This window comes from Ruegeria sp. AL7, from assembly GCF_056536105.1.
In genome coordinates, this window is record NZ_JBQFJF010000001.1 from 1590590 (window position 1) to 1609507 (window position 18918).

The 18918-nt window shown below is 56.4% G+C and carries 20 protein-coding genes and 1 tRNA gene; 3 read left to right on the plus strand and 18 right to left on the minus strand.

Features of this window, described 5'->3' with window-relative positions; all coding sequences use genetic code 11:
- Nucleotides 1–486: 486 nt before the first annotated feature.
- Genes ACR3E2_RS07870 through ACR3E2_RS07900 form a run of 7 tightly spaced genes read right to left on the minus strand, consistent with a single transcriptional unit; the run spans nucleotide 487 to nucleotide 9320 of the window.
- A complete protein-coding gene (locus tag ACR3E2_RS07870; RefSeq protein ID WP_480484485.1) occupies nucleotides 487–1536 on the minus strand; it encodes a nuclease in 1050 nt (349 codons plus the stop codon).
- Complete coding sequence (locus tag ACR3E2_RS07875) at nucleotides 1533–2279, minus strand: hypothetical protein (protein WP_480484486.1); 747 nt, start codon at nucleotides 2277–2279, stop codon at nucleotides 1533–1535. The genes ACR3E2_RS07870 and ACR3E2_RS07875 overlap by 4 nt, the downstream gene beginning before the upstream one ends.
- Nucleotides 2279–4858 (minus strand): N-6 DNA methylase, encoded by a 2580-nt coding sequence (locus ACR3E2_RS07880; protein WP_480484487.1) that lies wholly within the window; start codon nucleotides 4856–4858, stop codon nucleotides 2279–2281. Before ACR3E2_RS07880 ends, ACR3E2_RS07875 begins: the two co-directional genes overlap by 1 nt.
- A 13-nt stretch (nucleotides 4859–4871) precedes the next feature.
- Entirely contained in the window at nucleotides 4872–7520 is a 2649-nt protein-coding gene (locus ACR3E2_RS07885; RefSeq protein WP_480484488.1) for a DEAD/DEAH box helicase family protein, read from the minus strand.
- Nucleotides 7504–8580, minus strand: a complete 1077-nt coding sequence (locus ACR3E2_RS07890; RefSeq protein WP_480484489.1) for a tyrosine-type recombinase/integrase — start codon at nucleotides 8578–8580, stop codon at nucleotides 7504–7506. Before ACR3E2_RS07890 ends, ACR3E2_RS07885 begins: the two co-directional genes overlap by 17 nt.
- Complete coding sequence (locus ACR3E2_RS07895) at nucleotides 8555–9061, minus strand: helix-turn-helix domain-containing protein (RefSeq protein WP_480484490.1); 507 nt, start codon at nucleotides 9059–9061, stop codon at nucleotides 8555–8557. The genes ACR3E2_RS07890 and ACR3E2_RS07895 overlap by 26 nt, the downstream gene beginning before the upstream one ends.
- 10 nt (nucleotides 9062–9071) lie before the next feature.
- Nucleotides 9072–9320 (minus strand): helix-turn-helix transcriptional regulator, encoded by a 249-nt coding sequence (locus ACR3E2_RS07900; RefSeq protein ID WP_480484491.1) that lies wholly within the window; start codon nucleotides 9318–9320, stop codon nucleotides 9072–9074.
- Between the two features lie 269 nt (nucleotides 9321–9589).
- On the opposite strand from ACR3E2_RS07900, the gene ACR3E2_RS07905 reads away from it, so the two are divergent.
- A complete protein-coding gene (locus tag ACR3E2_RS07905) occupies nucleotides 9590–9994 on the plus strand; it encodes a hypothetical protein (protein WP_480492708.1) in 405 nt (134 codons plus the stop codon).
- Nucleotides 9995–10004: 10 nt separating this feature from the next.
- The gene (locus ACR3E2_RS07910; RefSeq protein ID WP_480484493.1) at nucleotides 10005–11183 is read left to right on the plus strand and encodes a tyrosine-type recombinase/integrase; all 1179 of its coding nucleotides are present in this window, start codon (nucleotides 10005–10007) and stop codon (nucleotides 11181–11183) included.
- A 66-nt stretch (nucleotides 11184–11249) separates the two neighbouring features.
- On the opposite strand, the gene ACR3E2_RS07915 is transcribed toward ACR3E2_RS07910, so the two are convergent.
- From ACR3E2_RS07915 to ACR3E2_RS07940, 6 genes are all read right to left on the minus strand, one after another.
- Nucleotides 11250–11324: transfer RNA gene (locus ACR3E2_RS07915), tRNA-Phe, on the minus strand.
- 79 nt (nucleotides 11325–11403) lie between these two features.
- Nucleotides 11404–11586: a DNA gyrase inhibitor YacG gene (locus ACR3E2_RS07920; protein ID WP_480473599.1), complete on the minus strand. Its 183-nt coding sequence runs from the start codon at nucleotides 11584–11586 to the stop codon at nucleotides 11404–11406.
- On the minus strand, nucleotides 11583–12605 hold the full coding sequence (locus ACR3E2_RS07925) for a ribonuclease E/G (RefSeq protein ID WP_209508066.1): 1023 nt from the start codon (nucleotides 12603–12605) through the stop codon (nucleotides 11583–11585). Before ACR3E2_RS07925 ends, ACR3E2_RS07920 begins: the two co-directional genes overlap by 4 nt.
- Nucleotides 12605–13180: a Maf family protein gene (locus ACR3E2_RS07930; protein WP_480484494.1), complete on the minus strand. Its 576-nt coding sequence runs from the start codon at nucleotides 13178–13180 to the stop codon at nucleotides 12605–12607. The genes ACR3E2_RS07925 and ACR3E2_RS07930 overlap by 1 nt, the downstream gene beginning before the upstream one ends.
- Nucleotides 13181–13191: 11 nt before the next feature.
- Nucleotides 13192–13410: a translation initiation factor IF-1 gene (gene infA, locus ACR3E2_RS07935; protein WP_005978431.1), complete on the minus strand. Its 219-nt coding sequence runs from the start codon at nucleotides 13408–13410 to the stop codon at nucleotides 13192–13194.
- 91 nt (nucleotides 13411–13501) lie between these two features.
- Entirely contained in the window at nucleotides 13502–14377 is an 876-nt protein-coding gene (locus ACR3E2_RS07940) for a carbon-nitrogen hydrolase family protein (RefSeq protein ID WP_480484495.1), read from the minus strand.
- Nucleotides 14378–14607: 230 nt separating this feature from the next.
- Between ACR3E2_RS07940 and ACR3E2_RS07945 the strand changes: the two genes are divergently transcribed.
- Nucleotides 14608–15387: a class I SAM-dependent methyltransferase gene (locus ACR3E2_RS07945; protein WP_480484496.1), complete on the plus strand. Its 780-nt coding sequence runs from the start codon at nucleotides 14608–14610 to the stop codon at nucleotides 15385–15387.
- 160 nt (nucleotides 15388–15547) lie between these two features.
- Here ACR3E2_RS07945 and ACR3E2_RS07950 read toward each other — a convergent pair whose 3' ends face one another.
- The 5 genes from ACR3E2_RS07950 to hisD form a co-directional block, all read right to left on the minus strand.
- Nucleotides 15548–16141 carry a GNAT family N-acetyltransferase gene (locus ACR3E2_RS07950; RefSeq protein WP_480484497.1) on the minus strand — a complete coding sequence of 198 codons (594 nt, stop codon included), beginning with the start codon at nucleotides 16139–16141 and terminating at the stop codon, nucleotides 15548–15550.
- Nucleotides 16134–16532: a ketosteroid isomerase-related protein gene (locus ACR3E2_RS07955; protein WP_480484498.1), complete on the minus strand. Its 399-nt coding sequence runs from the start codon at nucleotides 16530–16532 to the stop codon at nucleotides 16134–16136. Before ACR3E2_RS07955 ends, ACR3E2_RS07950 begins: the two co-directional genes overlap by 8 nt.
- Entirely contained in the window at nucleotides 16529–16987 is a 459-nt protein-coding gene (locus ACR3E2_RS07960; protein WP_480484499.1) for an arsenate-mycothiol transferase ArsC, read from the minus strand. Before ACR3E2_RS07960 ends, ACR3E2_RS07955 begins: the two co-directional genes overlap by 4 nt.
- A 3-nt stretch (nucleotides 16988–16990) precedes the next feature.
- Nucleotides 16991–17470 carry a UPF0262 family protein gene (locus ACR3E2_RS07965; protein WP_171722821.1) on the minus strand — a complete coding sequence of 160 codons (480 nt, stop codon included), beginning with the start codon at nucleotides 17468–17470 and terminating at the stop codon, nucleotides 16991–16993.
- 98 nt (nucleotides 17471–17568) lie between these two features.
- The gene (hisD, locus tag ACR3E2_RS07970; protein ID WP_480484500.1) at nucleotides 17569–18870 is read right to left on the minus strand and encodes a histidinol dehydrogenase; all 1302 of its coding nucleotides are present in this window, start codon (nucleotides 18868–18870) and stop codon (nucleotides 17569–17571) included.
- Nucleotides 18871–18918: the final 48 nt, after the last annotated feature.

Sequence of the window (18918 nt, forward strand, 5' to 3'; positions counted from 1 at the left end):
CTCGGTGCACCGAGCCGTCTGTTCAGAGCCCACCCGAGCAAGCGCCTTGCTTTTCAATTCCACAATTCCGGAACGGAAAAAGATGACAGAGTGCTAGGCTTTAGACGGCAACCTGTTGTCCAATGCTATGGGTCATTTGGCACCTTCACGCAAATCTGGACTCTTTCGGTCAGGCATCTTGCAGACGAGCCAAAGGCCCAAACATCGAACGCGAAGCGTTTGATACCCATCGCTCATTTCTTTGGCTTAAATGGTGCCCGGGGGCGGAATCGAACCACCGACACGAGGATTTTCAATTTTCGGCCCACTTTGATCTGATCGTTCGCAGATGATCCTAAGCCGTTGATTTGAATTCTCTTCCATAAGAGAACGTCATGTTCGCCTACCCGATTTGAACCGGACAATTCCAGAACATTCCGAATGATTTTACACACGAATTACACGCGCGAAGCTGGGTGTTTCTTGAAATGTTCCTTTTGGTCCTTGTCAATCTGCCGACTGGACTTCGAACTCGGCAATTAGGAAGTCGACCGTCGCTTCATCGCGCAGTTTGCAGACAATGTTCTGGTTCGCAAACGCTCCCTTGAACCGTTTGGCGTGGCTGGGGTCTACGGTCTTGCGCCATTCGATACCGACCACATGCTCAGCTTCTTCCGGAGCAGCTCCGGGCCGCTTCATCCTTGGCTCAGCAAGCGGCTGATCAAACAGAGGGCCATTCGTTGTCATGAACTCGGCGGCTGGCACCACCTCGCTGTTCACCACGCCGTAGCCGATATAACCGTTGCCCTTGTCATAGACGAAAACTTCGTCGCCGACGCTGAGCTGTTGCAGGCGTTTGGAATAGAACTCGCCGCCACCTGCACAGATGAAGCCATAACGCTTCATATCTTCCCACGAGCGATGCTCGCCCAGCCCTGCATTCACGAAGTAGTAGCCAGACCACGGAGCGCGGACCTTTCGTTCTGAGCGCTCCTCTACCTCGTCCTGATCAAGCAGGAAGTCCGTTGTCAGCCATTCGCGGCCATCGGCCTCGAACACATTGAAGAAGGCCGTGTTGATCGCCAGCCCGTGCTCCTCAGAGAGGTATTCAACGATCCTGCGCGAAGCGGCGTCCAACTCGCTGGCGACGATCAGCATGGAATGCGTGGCGTTCAGCCGCTCGGGAATGCCCTCACCGAACCTCTCTCGGAAGGCTGTCACAAGTCGCGCACCAAGGTATTTCTCGGCCCGCTCGTAAACCTCGGGCGTGGTGAGGGTCCGCACCCATGACGCATAGTCAAGCACTTGGGCCACGATCTCACGCGGGGTGCGGTCTTTCTTTAACTCGATGATGACCAGCCCACCTGTGGCATCCATCGCCAGAAGGTCGATGAATTTGCCATGATCGGTGGGCACCTGTCGCCCGATGATCATCGCGTCGAGACCCAAGAGGCTCGGGTCAGCCTCCACCCAGTCTTCGATCAGCTTTTCATTGCTGAGGGCGCGGCGCACCGCAGGGCGCAGCTTGCCGTCTGATATGGCGTAGAGCGATGTCATGCGGCTTCGTCCTCTTCGTCTGGGTATGTTTCGACAAGTGCCGCATGAAGCGCTTCCATTTCGGAGAAATTCGGCTTTCCTGCCAGTTCCGCAAGGTCGAAGTTCCGGCAGAACGAAATGTCGGCTTCTGACATGTAGTTTGCATGGACGAGGTTCACGCGCACTTCGTCCGTATAATCAGGATACTGCCGCAAGTCAGGGTCGGAGCTGTCGCCTTCAAGAAATGCGCGGTACAGCTCGAGTATTACGGGCTGCATATGCGCTTCGATGTTGCGCACCTCGGTCATCATCTCCGCAATCTCGGCGTCAATTGCCACGTGATCGTTGAAGAAGACCGTACCGCTTGGGTGAGCGATCTTGTTGCGGCGCTTTACAAATTTGGCGAACTCTCCGATCTGCTGGTTGTCGCAGCCGATCAACTTCAAGAAGCGGAAAATCTGCGCTTCCTTGAGCTTGTCGTAGAATTTGAAGGGCGTGGCGCAATCCATCAGCTTGCCCTCGTCGTCTGAGCGGAACCCGACCATCGCCATGCGGAACGGCTCAGGTCGCGCGAGGCGGATTTGCCAGATCGAGAAGCTGACAAAGCTCATGTAAAGCAGGTGAAAGGCAAGGCTGGCAAACTCGTAGCGTTCGGCCTCGTAGTTCGTCTGAAAGGCTGACCAGAGGAAATCGAGATAGGCCTGCTCATCCGCAGCAGCGAAGGATTGCGGGAGGTATTCGCCAAGCCCCAGCGCCTCTTCCATTAGGCCGCCTCCTCATCCGCCTTGGCCTCGCCCCAGACACGGGCGATGGCGGCGTCGATCTTCTTTTCGAAGCGAATGATCAGATCGCGGTTGCCCTTGATGATCTCATGCTCATCATTCAATTCCTCAACAATAGCCTGCTGCTTCTCTATACTCGGCAATGGAACTTGTATCGTCCTTATGTCAACGAGATGTAGGTTGGTCACGGTCCCTGACTTTGATCGCGAAGTAGCCTGCCGCAACGCATCAGGTGTGTTCAAGAAGTACTCAAGATACTTCGAGCTGATGAGGTCATTCTTGGGCTTCAGTAATGCAAGGCTCACGAATATGCTAAAATCAAAATCCCAATCCACCACCTTTGCGACGCCAATGGTGCCATTCTTCGAGTAGAGAATGTCGCCTTTCTCAGGGTTGCATCGTTTTATCAGCTCTTGGTGTTCCTCAGCAGAAATAAATTTCTTTGTTGAGCTGCTACCCGTCAAATCCGTCACACGCCAAAACGGCACACCGGCTTCTGTGTAAGTTGGAGTTTTATGGGTGCCATCTGTAATCTTGTGCGTGATCTGCTCTAGTTTCTCGCGCGGCCACTCAGGATCAATCGGAATGTGCGGGCGGTAGTTGTCGATGACGGCGCGGGCACCGTCGATGACGCGCTGATAGCCCTCGATCTCGGCCACAATCTCCCGCTGCACCTCAAGCGGCGGCAGGGGAATTTCCCAGTTCTTGAAGAACCCAGAATGAAAGCTCTGTACGGTAACACCAGGCTTAATTCCCTTCGCCAATATCTCTTGGCTGCGACCTTTCAGGTTCCAATAGAGGAAGCTCGGCAAGAGCCGATCCTCTTTGGCGTTCAGTGCAACCAAATCTTGGTTGAACGCGACTTCGCGCCCAGCAATCGCGACAGGGAACGAGTGTTTCAAAATCCCCGACCTTACCACGCAAAGGATAGTGCCCGGCTGAACCAATGATGTCGCGCTATTACCAACGGCTTCGGCAGAAATGTGATCCGCTGTATCAGTGATCACGTCTGCTTTCATGTCCTTTGGGGACACCCACGGAATGTCACCTTGCCAAAAGCTCTCATTGGCTTTCGAGGGGGTGCCCCCGCTCATCCGAGATGAGATTTCACCGAGTGGAACCATTGGCCAAGCACGCTGGACAACGGCTTTTTCTTGATAGCGCTCGGCGCTCAGGTTGAATTCACCGTCTTCGGCGACCTTCTTACGTTCCACAGCATTTCCAAGGACGCTCTCCAATTCCTCGCCAGCCCCGCCCCTCGCGGCTTGCATCCAAGCAACTAGCTCGGCCTTCACCTTAGGAAGCTGTGATCCCTTCTGCGCCTTGCGCTGTGCGCCGAGCTGGAAGCCGTCATTCTCAACCTTAAAGAAAGCAACATGCTTGCTCGCTTTGGCCACGGCCCTGTCGAGGATCAGGATAGAGGTCTTCACGCCCGAATAGGGATTAAACACCCCCGCAGGCAGCGAGATCACGGCGGCAAGGTAGTTCTCCACCAGCATCTTGCGCAGGGCGACATAGGCGCTCTGGCTTTGAAAGATGATCCCCTCGGGCACGACGATGGCAGCGCGACCATTCGGCGTCAGGTGCTCAGCGATGTAGTCGACGAACAGCACTTCACTGCGCTTTGACTGCACCTGAAACTTGGTGTGCGGTTTGATCCCGCCTTTCGGCGACATGAAGGGCGGATTGGCAAGGATGACATCCGCCATTTCCGTCCATTTGTCCTCGGACGTGAGCGTGTCGTATTCCTCGACCTTTGGATCGGCAAAGCCATGCAGATAAAGGTTCACAAGGCTGAGCCGCACCATATCTGGCGAGATATCATAGCCCTTGATATTGTGGGCAAGGCGTTGGCGGTCTGCTTGGTCCAGCAGATCACCCTTGAAGCGCTTCGGGTTCTCGATGGCCTGCTCGGCAGCATCGCCCGCGTTCTCGGCCCCGTTGCCATTCACCACATCCGAGGAGTTCATTTTCAGGATGTGCTTGTAGGCCGAGATCAGAAAGCCCGCTGTGCCGCAAGCCGGGTCCATGATGACCTCGTTCTTCTGCGGGTCGATGATCTCGACCATGAAGTCGATGATATGGCGCGGTGTGCGGAACTGCCCCGCGTCGCCTTGGCTACCGAGGACGGACAGCAGGTACTCAAAGGCATCGCCCAGACGTTCGCTGTGGTCATAGGTGAAGCTGTTGATCTCGCGCAGGAAGGAGCGGAGCGTTTCAGGATCACGGTACGGCAGATACGCGTTGCGGAAGATTTGCCGGAAGAGCGCGGGCAGACCGTCATTCTCGACCATTTTGGTCAGCGCTTCGGAATATGTGTTGAGCATGTCCTGCCCGGTGACACCGGGGGCGACAAGCTTGGACCAGCGGAACTTCTCATACTCACCCGTAAAGAAGGTGGGCTTGCCGCCCATCTCCTCGGCCTCAAGGTCCATGTCGTCCATGAACTTGTAGATCAGCGCGACGGTGATCTGTTCAACTTGGCTTTTCGGGTCCGGCACCTTGCCCACGAGGATGTCGCGGCAGGTATCAATTCTTCTTTTTGTTTCGGCGTCGAGCATTGCGGGTCTTTCGTCACATGAACGGATTGAGGGACACGTAGTCCTTGATGTATTCGGGGATGCGTCTGCGCCATTCTTGAGGAACATCCTTTAGATCGCGCGTGGTGAAGGTGGGATGTACATTGAGGTCCGCGAACTGGCCAGAGTCGATCTTGGCACGAACGTGGGCATCGCGGATGTAGGCCTCGAAGAAATAGCGCATTTCACGGATGCGGTCGCCTTCCTCGGGCCGCTGGTCGGTGAGGAACTTCTGGAACTCATCTTCGATCAGCTCGGACTTACTTTTGAATTTGGGGATAAAGCCGAACGCCTTTTCGATCAGCTCTCGCACCGAGATACGGCGGTCCACCCCTGCGGCACGGCGCAGTTTCTCAAGGTTGAAATACTCGCTTGGCTTGTCGAAGATTTCTTCGATCACGTGGCGGGTTGCGGCCTCCCAATTCTGCGCCTCGACCAGTTGGGAAAGCGTATCGTCGCCTCGCACGTGCTCTTCGAACTTGCGAAACAACTCACGGTCAATCCGCATCCCCTCAGTGCCGATCTGGGTTTCAACCTTTGATACGACATCATCAGGATCGAAATGCTCATAGGTACCGACTCCTTGGGGGCCTTCCCCCCCTCCTCCCCCGGTTGACAACGGCATTGTTGGCGGAGGCGGAAGCGTCAGTTCCTCATCATATTTGAACTTCTCCTCGAAGTATTCGCAGTTGGCAAAGAAGTCGAAGAGCCGAAAGGTGCCTTTTGCGACATCGCCAAGGGCAGCTTTCTTGGCTGGATCGAACATCTCTTCAACAAAGTTATGCTTGCGCGTCCCACGCCCTTTGATCTGAACAAAGTCCGAGGGCGAAAACACAGGCCGCATAAGGGCGAGGTTCAAGAGATCAGGACAATCGTAGCCCGTGGTCATCATGCCAACGGTGACGCAGACCCGCGCCTTGCATGTGCGATAATTATCCAAGAATTTGCTATGCCCGCCAAGGTTATTGTTGGCAAAGTTCACTGTCATATCCTGAGCCATCTTCACTTGGCTGGTGACTTGCATTGCGAAATCGGATGTGTATCGCCCCGGCCAAAGTTGATCGGCCATTTCATTCAATACTTGGGTGATTTTTGCTGCGTGGTTTTGGCTTACAGCAAAGGCAATGGTCTTGCCGAACTCACCAGAGATCGGATCACGCAGGCCATGCTCAAGCAACGTCTTGCAGAAAGCTAAGTTGGTTGCTTCTGCAAAGAACTTCTTCTCGAAATCCCTGCCCGCAAACGCTTCTTTGGCTTCATTCCCATCCTCATCGACGGTCTCAACAACGAAACCTTCATCGGAGAGGAGTTGGGTCGTCACACCCGTACGGGCGTCGACAACATAGGGATTGATTAGAAACCCGTCTCGCACACCATCAATGAGGGAGTAGCGATAGGTTGGATCGCCCGAAGCACATCCGAAAGTCCTGTAGGTATCGAGCATGGTGCGCCGTTCGGTCTCGCGTGGATCGCGCTCAGAACCGTTCTTCTTACTACCTTTAAGATAGTCGCGTGGCGTAGCGGTCAAACCCAGCTTGTAACCGATGAAAAACTCAAAGACGGCTCTCGCGTTGCCACCAATTGAACGATGCGCCTCGTCCGAAATCACGAGATCAAAATCTGTGGGCGCAAAGTGACGACGGAATTTATCGTTGAACAAAAGCGACTGTACGGTCGTCACAACGATATCGGCCTTTCGCCAATCATCCTTCTGTTCTTTGTAGATCACGGATGTGAAATCGTTCTTTAGATAGCCCTTAAATGCTTTGTCGGCCTGCACTTCCAACTCAAGGCGATCAACCAGAAACAAAACACGCTTGGCATTTCTAGTTTTGAGGAACAGCTTGATCAGGGCGGCAGATGTTAACGTCTTACCTGTGCCTGTAGCCATTTCGAAAAGAAATCGGGTCGCGCCATTCTTCGCGGCCTCTTGAACGCTACGCACAGCACCAAGCTGATACTCTCGCAAAAAGCGCAGATTGTTCCTCTCAATGAAGCTGGCGCGTTCGGCTCCAACGCGCCATGCTGCTTCTTGAGAATAACCGGGCATCTGAGTAATTGCGATGTAGTCTTCGTCAACATGCTCGCAGGCCAAGCGCTCAGCATCAGGCTCGAATTTGTAGTGGTTTCCAATCTCTTCAGGCGCTGGAAACGCCGAGATTACTGTCGGATTTCCTTGTCTCAAATCCCAGAGATAGTGAATATTTCCATTGCTGAGGATGACGAAACGGGCGTCCTGATTGCGCGCATAACGACGAGCCTGCTCCTTGCCGACTCGCGGGTCCAAGCCTTCTGATTTCGCCTCCAAAACGACGAGAGGTTTACCATCTCCGTCCAACAGCAAGAAGTCGACGAAACCATTGGAGGTCTTCTCCAGGTCCTCCCCAAGTGCATCCAAGTCATTCTGTTTGATCTTTACGTTTGGCTCCAAAACAATATTGGCCGGGCCATTTTCGTCATCGAAAAACCGCCAACCAGCATTCTCTAGGAGTCTATTGATCTTAATTCTGGCAGTCGCCTCCTTGCTTGCCAAAACAGCACCCCCTGCGAGAACACGCTCGTTGAATGAAACAAGCCCAATTAGCCACAGCAGAGGCGCGACTTCCAGTGCTACCTTCTGTTTCGACCTATAAGTCCTTGACATCCAGTTTTTCCAGCAAGCGTTCGAGCTTAGCGTCTAAGTCCTTGCTCTTGCCAGCGTTGCGGATCAGCTCGCGTTGTCGAGAAAGAGGGATCTGACCATAGCTGGAAAGCGTTGTGACTACGCTTTCATGCCCAAGGTTTTGACTAAACGCTTTGAATTCTTCAGGCGTCCGACAGGTGAGGTAAGCGTATTCAACAACGGTGTTCCGCACCCGATGCGGGGTGAAGTATGGCAGCCCAGCATTATCAAACGCGCGCTTGAAAATCTGACGGATCGGCTGGGAATTCGACCAGACTTGACGTTTAAGGCCATCCACGATTGGTCCTTTTTGGGGATCAATCCGTTGCCGCGATTGAGGGAAGAGGGGATCATCTGGTTGCCACTGAAGTTCGTCACGCAGGTAGTAGACCCAAGAAAACAGAACGTCTTCAATCTCAGGGCCAAGCGGCAACAGAACTGACTCGATCAGCTTGCTGTTCTTGGTGCGGACCGTTTTCGGGTCTTGAATGATCATCTGCCTATCGATGTCGACATGACCGAGCAGCAAGGAGGCGGCTGCATTGTCACGGATGCCAGTCATCATGAGAAGAGCAAATACGGCACGATCACGCTTCTCCAAAACGGTCTCCGAAGGCATCGATGTCAGTGCGCGCTTCAATTGATCCATGGTCGGCGAGGGCTTCGAAGGGGAAGATGTCGCTGCGCGTATGTCTTTTTCGGAGAGGTTGAAGTAAGCGATGGCGTTGGTGTCGATTTTGGACTTGAAGCCCGGCTGTACTGACAGCCAACGGAAGAAGCGTTGCACCGCTTTCAAGGTCGATAGGACCGTCGAGTTTCCAAGGCGTTTGCTTTCGTCGACGGGGGAGGACAGCTCCGCCCTGAAACCTTTCGCCTGATCTCGATTGAAGCGTCCAAAGTCGCAGTAACCTGTGTACTCCTCGAAGCGCAGGATCGCCTTCTCAATTCCGCGCACAGTGGCTTCTGACTTTTGATCCGCATCACGCAGAAACTCAGCGTATTCTCTCTTGATCCGTTCATTTCCCGCGTTGAATTTGTCCATTTTCTTTTTGCTCCTTTGAGTCACCATTCAAGAGGGAAATGCTGCTCCCCTTTAGGCTTGGAGTCCGCCTTTGGAGTGGGCCGAATGACGCGGCGTACTCTTGTAGCTTTGAAGCGCTCCCCGCGCGGCAGATTTTCCGGCCACATGTGCAGCAAGCCCCAACCAGACGAACCGTTTTCTCGTTCTGATCAGCAATGTGGACAGAGCCCAGAGTGGGTAGACGCGGTGCGCGGCACGAAAGGCAATACATCTCATCCGGTTTGCATTTTTGCTTCCGGCCCTTGGCGCGGGCGTCGAGATACCGGCGCAATTCTGCGCCGTGTATCAGCGTTGGTTTTTGACCATCAATCGAACCCAATCCATTCTTGAGCCATCGGCGAACCGTGTGCTCGTGAACATCTAGGAGCGCCGCTATCTCTGGAACCGAATAGCTTCGCCGAACACGAATACGCCTGCGATCCGGGTTCTTGTTTCCCGGCATCCCGGCGGCCCTAGCCGTTCGCTTGGCTTTGCCGACCGCCGGTTCCGACGAGACGAGGCGCGGCTGCGATCCAAGATTGCAGGTCTTCCAGAAAGTAGAACGCGCGTCCGCCTAGAAGAACGTACTCCGGCCCTTGGCCTTTCATCGCCCAGTCGGCGAGCGTCTTCGGCGAGCAGCCCAAGTAACGGGCGGCATTCTTGCGATCCATCCGCCCATCAGGGTGAATGAAGACGCGCTGCGTATTGGTGTCTGTTTTCATGGTTTGTTTCCTTGCTCAATAGGTTTCTTTGGTCAGTACAAGAAAAGAAGAGCAAGACATGTATTGAAACTCAACACATAACGTGCAAATTGGATCAAGAACGAATGTTTCGACACGAGGACATCATGGCAAAGAAAGCTTCAAGGGGCTCAGGATCACGTCTTGGACGGACAGAAACGGTATCGATTCGGCTGGACCCACGGCTAAATTACCTCTGTGAACTGGCGGCTAGATCACAGCGCCGGACGAAGTCCTCTTACATTGAGGCCATGCTTGACGAACGCATCCAAACACAAGTCATCAACAAGTGGCGTGATCCGAATTATGGGGAACCCGACACATTCGGGGACCGTGCCGACGTGCTTTGGAATGTTAAGGAAAGCCAACGGCTGGTCTCACTTGGAATCATTGCACCCGAACTGATGACCATAGATGAGCAAGAAATCTGGTCGCTTATTGAAGAAAATGGCTACTTTTGGCGAGGACACTGGACCAATGACCGCTGGAAATGGGACGTTGATTTGGAGTCGATCATTCGTGACCGGGTGGACGAACACTGGGACGTTCTGGTTGCCGTAGCAAATGGAGATGAAGAGCTTTCTGCTTTGCCAAAAGCTGCCTCGAAGCCGCCTCCGAAGCCCAGCAGAGACTTAGACGACGAAATTCCATTCTGAGGTATCGCGTATGGCTATCCGGTTTTCGAAGTTAACGCGTCCAGCGATGCGAGCCCTTGGAACAGGCGGCTCCATCACGGAACATGGAATAACTTTTCGTCGCGACGCCAATGGTGATGGAGTTTTCTCGGTCAATATCATGGTTGACCGTCGGCGCATTCATCGCGTGATCGGTCGAGAGTCTGACGGCGTGACGAGACAGCAGGCCGAAGACTTCATCGCCCAAGCCCGAACGGATGCAAGGCGTCAGCGCTTGGAGTTGCCCGAAGGGCGCAAGACGCCACTGAGCTTCGAAGAAGCCGCAGATCGCTACGTACAAAGGCTGCGGGAAAGTGACGGAAAAAATATCGAAATCAAGGAACGCCAGCTAAGGCAGCATTTGGTTCCTTTTCTTTCAGCCAAGCCGTTGAGTTCCATCGAGTCCTTCGATGTTGAACGTTACAAGAAGGCCCGCCGGTCTGCTGGCGCAGCGAAGGCGACAGTGAACCGAGAACTGGCAACGTTGTCCCACCTATTGAACCAAGCGGTCGAGTGGAAGTGGATCAAAAGCAAGTCGGTCAAGATCGTTCGTTTCAAGGAAGACAATCAGCGGATCGTGTACCTGACTGATGATCAGTGCGTAGCATTGCTGGAAGCAGCGGCATCTGATCACAACGAAAACGTCCATGCCTTCGTAATGGTCGGACTTCACACAGGGATGCGCCACGCGGAAATTCTTGCAATCCGTCGCGAAGATGTTGACGTCAAAAAGCGAGTGATCTGGGTTCCACAGGCAAAGGCCGGGTCTCGTGAGCAGCCCATCACGCGCGAACTGGCTGAGTATCTATCAAAGCGTATGAACATGTTGCCGCCAGGCTGTGAATGGCTGTTCCCTTCCCCGGGAAGCGCCACCGGCCATGTCCACACGATCCGCAAAGCGTTTCGTCGGTCCGCCGAACGAGCCGGGCTCAATCCAGACGAGATAACGCCGCATACGCTCCGCCATACGGCGGTAACACACCTTGTGCAGGCAGGTGTTGACCTGCCCACAGTTCAGCGCATTTCCGGTCATAAGACGTTGTCTATGGTTGCGAGATACGCGCACCAAAGCGGATCACACATTGAGGCGGCGATGGATCGGCTTGAAGGTCGGGTCAGCGCTGTTCCAGAAAACAATATCCGCGCACTAAAGCCGAAAAGTTCGGCCTGATTACACACGAATTACACGTAAACCTGAGTGCACCAAGCCAAATTGATCCTAAGTCCTTGATTTTTATGGTGCCCGGGGGCGGAATCGAACCACCGACACGAGGATTTTCAATCCACTGCTCTACCCCTGAGCTACCCGGGCACGGGAACGACGTTTGTCGTTGGGTGGAGGCGTTCTATGACTTGCTACCGGCAGTGTCCAGAGGCTTTTTTACATTTTTTCAGTGCGGTCGCATTGTATTGCGTTCGTCCGCATCGGCCTCGGTCTCAGGGTCGTCTTCGCGCTGAGACGGGACCGCGTAAGAGCCGTTCAGCCACTTGGCCAGATCAATGTCTGCGCAGCGTTTCGAACAGAACGGGCGGAACTTCTTTTGCGTTTCTTCTCCGCAGATCGGACAGCTCATTTCAGGACCTCAGCGACAGGTAACCGGCTGCGTTTGCGCTGCAACTCGAAATGCCCCAGAGGTGTCCATCCCGCCAGTATCGTCTCGTCCGGATCCGACTTGAAGGCCGCACGCAGGGCGGATTCGAACCCTCGGCGGTCTTTCTTGGGCATCGGAGCCAGATCCAGTGTGATCTGCCCCGCCAGCCCGCGCACACGCAATGCACGTGGCAAAGCTTTGGCACAAGCGAAGTTGGCTTTTGTCCCGGCCGCCAGCGACGTATCCGCGCCTGTGTTCACGTCAACGGCCACCAACGCGCGGGTCGGTTCGATATAGAGGTATCCGCCTCCGGGGAGAGGCTCGGAAACACCAAGGGCGACATCCAGCGCGTCCAGCACACTATGGGTTTCAAAACTGCCGGTTTTCGTCACAACCTCGGCAGGATCGGTCCAGTCGCGCCATGCGAGGATATGCGGGCTGTCACCTTCGCTGAGCAGTTCGACGTCGGAGCCCTCGTCCGTCATCACTTGTTCAGCTTGCGCAAGCATGGCCGAAATGTCGTCAGCAATGTCACCGGCATCCGCATCCATGCAGCAGGAGCGGAGGATCAACCCGTAGGGACTGTCGCCCATTTGTTCATGCGCGATTTCAAGCAGTTGATCGCGCTTGTCTTCATCCTTGATGCTGCGCGAGATGTTCAGGCCCGGCGCGTCGGGTGTGACAATGGCAAAGCGGCTTTTAAACAGGATGCGGTTGGTTACAGGGATGGCCTTGCCGGGCTCGGCATATCCGCCCACCTGCACCAGAAGCGTGGCACCCGGCGCTAACCCTTTGACCTGTCGAAGAAAAGCCGGGCCGTCGGGTGTCGTCAGGAACATGCCGCCCTGCCCCTTGACCGGTCGATCGGCGCGGGCACGATAGATGGTGCCGGGTGCCGGCGCGTCGGCGGCGATCAGGAGATCATCAAGCTTTCCGTCGACCATCAATGCCGCGGCCTCGCGGCCTTGGATATGGTCCAAAACGATGGTGCGACCCTTCATCATGCCTCGCGATATAGTGGGTAGCCGATCCCTTGCAGCAAGGCGGCAGTCTCGGACAGGGGCAGCCCCACGATGCCAGTGAATGAGCCCGAAATCCATGGGATAAACGCACCAGCAAGGCCCTGGATCGCGTAGGCCCCAGCTTTACCTTGCCAATCACCGGTCGCCAGATAAGCGTTGATTTCAACGTCAGACAGGCGTTTGACCTTGACCTGCGAGACGACATCACGTTGCAGAATGCGATCCCCGCGCCGAACGGCGACCGAGGTGATCACCCGGTGGCGGCGACCGGACAGAGCGTACAGGAACTCTGCGGCCTGACCCTCATCTTCGGGCTTGCCCAGAATACGCCGCCCCAGCGCAACTGTCGTGTCCGCGCAAAGCGTGATGTCATCGCTATCCGATTGAACTGCCTTTACTTTTTCACGCGTAATGCGACTGCAATACGGAACCGGCAGCTCACCTTTCAGTGGTGTTTCATCGATATCAGGGGGGCGGATGGCGTCGGGCTGCACGCCAAGCTGCGCCAGCAGGTCCAGCCGCCTTGGGCTGCCTGATCCCAGGATAAACGCCATCTCGGCAGGCGTTATTTGAAGCGGTAGTTGATCCGACCCTTGGTCAGATCATAGGGGGTCATCTCGACCTGAACCTTGTCGCCGGCCAGAACACGGATGCGATTCTTGCGCATCTTTCCTGCCGTATGTGCGATGATTTCATGGCCGTTTTCCAGCTCGACCCGAAACGTCGCATTAGGCAGGAGTTCCTTCACGACACCGGGAAATTCGAGCGTATCTTCCTTGGCCATGTTGTCTCCATCATTAGGTTGCGCCCGCAGAATCTGCGGGGATGTGCGCTTAAATGAGCCTATTTTTCCCTTATTTCAAGGGCGGATTCATCTAAAGGGTGGATAATGTGACCGTTTCGACTCGGGCGTCCTGCTCTGGCCAATGGGTCCGGTTCAGCACATGGCCATCGGCTCGGACCTCGGCGATGGCGGACAGGTCGACATCCGCATAGGTCCAGCCGGGCTGGTTCAGAGCGCCCTCGGCCAGCACTCCGGTGGCCGGAAACCCCTTGTCCGGCGGGCCGAAAACGCCGCCCATGCCGGTGTTCATGTCCACTGCCTCGGACCAGTCGTTGGCTCCGACCAGTGACGACATAACCGTAACGCATTGATTTTCCAATGCTCTTGACATTGCCCCGATGCGAACACGCCAATACCCTGACAGCGCTTCGGTGCAGGACGGTACAAGGATCATATCCGCATCGCTGAGTGCGCGGCCCAGCAGGGGAAACTCGCTGTCATAGCAGATCAGAACACCGATTTTACCCAGCGCGGTGTCGAACAGCTTGAGCGAACCACCCGGCGCAATGTCCCAGTCCTCGCGTTCAAAGCGGGTCATGATCTGCTTGTCCTGATGGTCGCGGCCACCGTCCGGGGCGTAGAACGCGGCGCGGTTCACCGGGCGGCCGAACCCATCCACAACCGGGGCCGATGCGCCCAGAATGTACGTTTTGTACGCACTTGCGAGACGCGAGTGCAAATTTTGTACATCTTCGAACCGGTCGGAAACCGCGCGGATCGAGCGTTCGAGATCACCCGCCACGTCGGCACCATCGAGCGTCGACACCTCCATCGCGCCGTATTCGGGGAACACCAGCAGCCCGGCCCCCTGCCCGGCAGCTTCGGCAACCCAACGGTCCAGCTTGTCCTCGTACTGCGCCCAGCTGTCGAGCCAGTCGAGATTATACGCTGCGGTTGCGACTTTCATTGATGGGATCCCCTGAGCCGATGTGTCGTGGCACTAAACCGTGAGAGCCGCCGCGTGTACAGATCAATCTGGTTCTGGGGGAGGGGTGGACGAGCTTTATTCCCCAATGCTGCAGAGAGCTCCAACGTCTGAATTGCCTTCGTATCGGTAACGCTCAGCGATGCCGCCCCACTTCCATACCGGCAGACGCAATGCTAGCGTGACTGCCAGGAATTGGGGGGGATTACTCTATGGGTATGGAATACGACGCCGCCGCAGCGGAGCGACTGGAGGCGGTTTACCTTGGACCGGACGTAGTTTCTCAAAGAGACGACACCCTTCGAAGGATTTCGGTTCAAAAGGGTGAGCGGGTCTTGGATATTGGAAGCGGCCCCGGCTTTCTCGCGGCTAAAATTGCGGATCAAACAGGACCCAATGGTGAAGTTGTAGGCATCGACATTTCGGAACAGATGGTGGAACGCGCAACCAAACGAAGTGAGCATGACTGGCTAAGCTATCGTTGCGCCGACGCGACCGAACTCCCGTTTGAAGACAGTTATTTCGATGTGGTCGTTAGCACCCAAGTAGCTGAATACGTGCCTGATGTAGCGAAGTTTTGCAGCGAGGTTTTTCGTGTTCTGAAGCCCGGAGGGCGTGGGCTGATCCTTGCGACGGACTGGGAGGGCGTCTGTTGGCATAGCGAGAATCCGGATCGAATGGAGAAGGTCCTCAAGGCTTTTGCACCGCATTGCGCCGACAGCAAACTTCCACGAACGCTTGTTGCTCGCCTTCGGAACGCGGGTTTGATCGTTAATGAGGTGAGCTATTTCTCCATCATAAATACGGACAGGTACGATGGTTGCTATGGCGAAATGGTGGTGCCCTTCATTGTGGCTTACGTGAAGGGACAAAAAACTGTTCCAGATGATGAACTGCAGGCGTGGGCAGAAGAACAATCGGCACTTAATGCAAGTGGGGAGCATTTCTTCTCGACTGGCCGATTTAGTTTCTCCGTCAGCAAACCATCCTGATCGGCAAGCAGACATTGGGGCAACGACAACAAACGGCAGCTATGTCCGCACTGCTGTCAATAAAAATGATCAACACTGCACCTGCAGCACATGGCAGCTCTTTGGCCACACTCCCGGCAAAACACAGAAAAACCCTGCTCCACCGCCCCCAACCCGAACCCTACAAATCCCTGATCCAGAACTGCAACGGCTTCAGCGTTTCTCCCTCCTCCCCGATATCCTTCCACGAGAATTGGGCGATTGCGCCGGGTAAGGGCTTGTATCCGCGGGCGCGCCAGAAGGTATCCAGCGGGCGGTAGTTGTCGGGGCGCAGAGGGTGGTCGGCGGGGCGTTGCACGCTGCAAAAGGCGCATTTGGCGAAGCCCAGATCGCGGGCGTGCCCCTCGCGCGTGTCGAAGAATTTGTGGCCAACCCCCTGCCCGCGATAGTCCGGCAGCAGGACGGATTCAGCGCAATAGAAGATCTGCGACAGGTCCAGCCCGGTGTCTGCGAAGGCCGCGGCGAAATCGTCGGCGTGGTCGTTCAGGGGTGCGCCGGTCGAGGCGCCGATCAGGCGGTCGCCGTCTAAGGCGCCGACCACAATGGCCTTGTCGCTGTCGCGGTAGGATTGCAGGTATTTGCGTTCGTATTCCAGATCGCCGTCATAGAGATAGGGCCAGGCGTGAAACACCCGGATCCGCAGGCGGGCGACATCGTCCAGAGCGGCCCCGAGTGCCGCTCCGGTCAGGGGGCGGACGTCACTGACGTCAGCCATTCGAGACCTGTTTGGTCCAGTCTGCAAGGTTATAGAAGGTGGTGACGCGGGTGATCTTGCCGTCCCTGAGATCAAAGAACGACCCGGCAGGCAGGCGATAGGTCTGGCCGTGCGCGTCGGGCAGGCCCTCGTCGGTTTCCAGATAGGTGCCGTTGACGATGAACTCGGCCGCGGCGCGGGTGCCGCCCTGAGCCTCGAACACGACGATGTCGGTCAGGTTTTCGCGGTAGCAGCGGTTCATATGGGCGCAAAAGGCGGCGAACTTTTCCTTGCCGACGCGAATCTGACCTTCGTTCACGTGATGGGCCACGTCATCAGACAGGCAGGCCAGCATGCCATCGACGTCACCGGCGTTGAAGGCATCGAAATAGGTTTTGACGGTCTGGTTCATATCCCCTCCGTTGGTTCGCCCCAGCGGTCTTTCAGATGCTGAATGATCTGGTCGCGGGTCTGTCGGTAGTGATGTAGCTTTTGTTCGCGGGTCTCGCCCATCCCGGTAGGGTCCATTATTGGCCAATAATCGACATCGAGGTGAAAAACACGGGTCAGTTCCAGCGCCTGACGCTGGCTGGCGGGTGAAAGCGCCACGACCAGATCGAACGAGCTGAGGTCATCGCCCCATTCCTGCATCTCGTCGAAGGAGCGCGAGCGGTGGCGGGACAGTTCCACGCCCACCTCGTGGCAGACCGCGATGCTGAAGCCGTCGATTTCCAGATCGTTATGCACACCGGCGGACTGAACATAGGTGCCGGTGCCATAGAATTTCTTCATCAGCCCCTCGGCCATTGGGGACCGAACCGCGTTGTGGTCGCAACAGAACAAGACCGACTGCGGCAGAGGCTTCACGCGTCAGCCCCCAAAATGCAGAACGCAGATCAGCGTGAACAGGCGACGAGCAGTGTCGGTGTCGACATCTGCCTTGCCTTCCAGCCGTTCCTGCAACACGCGACTGCCTTCGTTGTGGATACCCCGGCGGGCCATGTCGATGGTTTCGATCTGGCTGGGCGGCAGCGATTTCACCGCATCGAAATAGCTTTCGCAGATCTGGAAGTAATCCTTGACCACCTGCCGGAAGGGACCGAGCGACAGGTGAAACTCGGCCGCTTTTTCGTTGGCCTCGGTTTCAATGTCGAAGACAAGCCGTTTGTCGCGGATCGAAAGCTGGAGGCGATAGGGGCCCTCGGGCACAACGCGGTCGTCGCGTTTGGGCAGCGAGAAGCTGTTTTCTTCCAGCAGATCATAGATGGCGACCTTGCGCTCCTGCTCGATCTCGGGCGTGGGCGGCGGCAGATTTCTATCATCCAGTTCGATATGCGAGATGCGGGTCATCTTTACAGTCACATTCCTTGCGTCAGCACAGACCTATAACAATGATATTCAACGGGCAACGCACAGAAACGCCATATGCGCCCGGTCTTTGCGTCATTTCAGCCATTCAGGCGGTTCAGGCGCGCGGTGACCGAGAGGCCATGCGCCTCGAGGCTTTCCGATTGCGCCAGCTGTTCGGCAGCAGGGCCGATGGCACGCAGGGCTTCGGGAGTCATCTGACTAAGCGTGGTGCGTTTGAGGAAATCCATCACGCTGAGGCCAGACGAAAACCGTGCCGAGCGGGCGGTGGGCAACACGTGGTTGGGGCCGCCCACATAATCGCCGATGGCTTCGGGGGTGTACTGACCCAGAAAGATGGCTCCGGCGTGGATGGTTTTTTTGCTCAACGCGCGCGGGTCGGCCACGCATAGTTCCAGATGTTCCGGGGCAATGCGGTTGGACAAGGCTGCGGCCTCGTCTAGGTTGCGCACAGTGATCACCGCGCCGTAGTCGCGCCAGCTGGCCCCGGCGATGGCACGGCGTTGCAGGGTTTCCAGCCGTTTTTCGACCGCCTGCGCGACGGACTGGCCGAATGCCGCGTCGTCAGTGATCAGGATCGACTGCGCGCTTTCGTCATGTTCGGCCTGGCTGAGCAGGTCCAGCGCAATCCAGTCAGGCTCATTGTCCTTGTCGGCGATGACCAGAATTTCCGAGGGGCCAGCGATCATGTCGATACCGACCTTACCAAAGACGCGCCGCTTGGCGGCGGCGACAAAGGCGTTGCCCGGCCCGGTGATCTTGTCGACCGGCGCGATAGTATCGGTGCCATAGGCCAGCGCTGCCACGGCCTGCGCGCCGCCGATGCGATAGACCTCGTCCACACCCGACAGCTGTGCCGCCAGCAGCACCAGCGGGTTCACCTGCCCTTCGGGCGTGGGCACCACGATGGCCAGCCGTTCCACACCGGCCACCTTGGCCGGGATGGCGTTCATCAGCACCGATGACGGGTACGAGGCCAGCCCACCCGGCACGTAAAGCCCTGCGGCCGAGACAGCAGACCAGCGCCAGCCGAGTGTTGCGCCCGTCGCATCCGTCCATTCCTGATCCTCGGGCAATTGCCTTTCGTGATAGGCCCGGATACGGGAAGCGGCCAGTTCCAGCGCCGCGCGATCGTCGGCCCCGACCTGCGCCACCGCATCCGCGATCTCCTGTGCGCTGAAGGCCAGCGTTTCGGGCGTCAGCGCCAGCCGGTCGAATTTGGCCGTCAGTTCGATCACCGCCGCATCGCCCCGGTTGCGCACGTCGTCGATGATCTGCGCCACAACCGCATCCACATCCGGGCTGTCCTCGCGCTTGGCCGAGAGCAGGGTCCGGAAGGCGGGTTCGAAATCGGGCGATTTGGTATCAAGGAAAACGGGCATGATCTGGCACTCCGGGCGTTGCGCATTGGGACATATCGCCCGGAGCGC

Coding starts and splice junctions, on each gene's coding strand:
- ACR3E2_RS07870 (WP_480484485.1), bottom strand. CDS start 1,536: ATGACATCGCTCTACGCCATATCAGACGGCAAGCTGCGCCCTGCGGTG.
- ACR3E2_RS07875 (WP_480484486.1), bottom strand. CDS start 2,279: ATGGAAGAGGCGCTGGGGCTTGGCGAATACCTCCCGCAATCCTTCGCT.
- ACR3E2_RS07880 (WP_480484487.1), bottom strand. CDS start 4,858: ATGCTCGACGCCGAAACAAAAAGAAGAATTGATACCTGCCGCGACATC.
- ACR3E2_RS07885 (WP_480484488.1), bottom strand. CDS start 7,520: ATGTCAAGGACTTATAGGTCGAAACAGAAGGTAGCACTGGAAGTCGCG.
- ACR3E2_RS07890 (WP_480484489.1), bottom strand. CDS start 8,580: ATGGACAAATTCAACGCGGGAAATGAACGGATCAAGAGAGAATACGCT.
- ACR3E2_RS07895 (WP_480484490.1), bottom strand. CDS start 9,061: ATGCCGGGAAACAAGAACCCGGATCGCAGGCGTATTCGTGTTCGGCGA.
- ACR3E2_RS07900 (WP_480484491.1), bottom strand. CDS start 9,320: ATGAAAACAGACACCAATACGCAGCGCGTCTTCATTCACCCTGATGGG.
- ACR3E2_RS07905 (WP_480492708.1), top strand. CDS start 9,590: ATGCTTGACGAACGCATCCAAACACAAGTCATCAACAAGTGGCGTGAT.
- ACR3E2_RS07910 (WP_480484493.1), top strand. CDS start 10,005: ATGGCTATCCGGTTTTCGAAGTTAACGCGTCCAGCGATGCGAGCCCTT.
- ACR3E2_RS07920 (WP_480473599.1), bottom strand. CDS start 11,586: ATGAGCTGTCCGATCTGCGGAGAAGAAACGCAAAAGAAGTTCCGCCCG.
- ACR3E2_RS07925 (WP_209508066.1), bottom strand. CDS start 12,605: ATGAAGGGTCGCACCATCGTTTTGGACCATATCCAAGGCCGCGAGGCC.
- ACR3E2_RS07930 (WP_480484494.1), bottom strand. CDS start 13,180: ATGGCGTTTATCCTGGGATCAGGCAGCCCAAGGCGGCTGGACCTGCTG.
- infA (WP_005978431.1), bottom strand. CDS start 13,410: ATGGCCAAGGAAGATACGCTCGAATTTCCCGGTGTCGTGAAGGAACTC.
- ACR3E2_RS07940 (WP_480484495.1), bottom strand. CDS start 14,377: ATGAAAGTCGCAACCGCAGCGTATAATCTCGACTGGCTCGACAGCTGG.
- ACR3E2_RS07945 (WP_480484496.1), top strand. CDS start 14,608: ATGGGTATGGAATACGACGCCGCCGCAGCGGAGCGACTGGAGGCGGTT.
- ACR3E2_RS07950 (WP_480484497.1), bottom strand. CDS start 16,141: ATGGCTGACGTCAGTGACGTCCGCCCCCTGACCGGAGCGGCACTCGGG.
- ACR3E2_RS07955 (WP_480484498.1), bottom strand. CDS start 16,532: ATGAACCAGACCGTCAAAACCTATTTCGATGCCTTCAACGCCGGTGAC.
- ACR3E2_RS07965 (WP_171722821.1), bottom strand. CDS start 17,470: ATGACCCGCATCTCGCATATCGAACTGGATGATAGAAATCTGCCGCCG.
- hisD (WP_480484500.1), bottom strand. CDS start 18,870: ATGCCCGTTTTCCTTGATACCAAATCGCCCGATTTCGAACCCGCCTTC.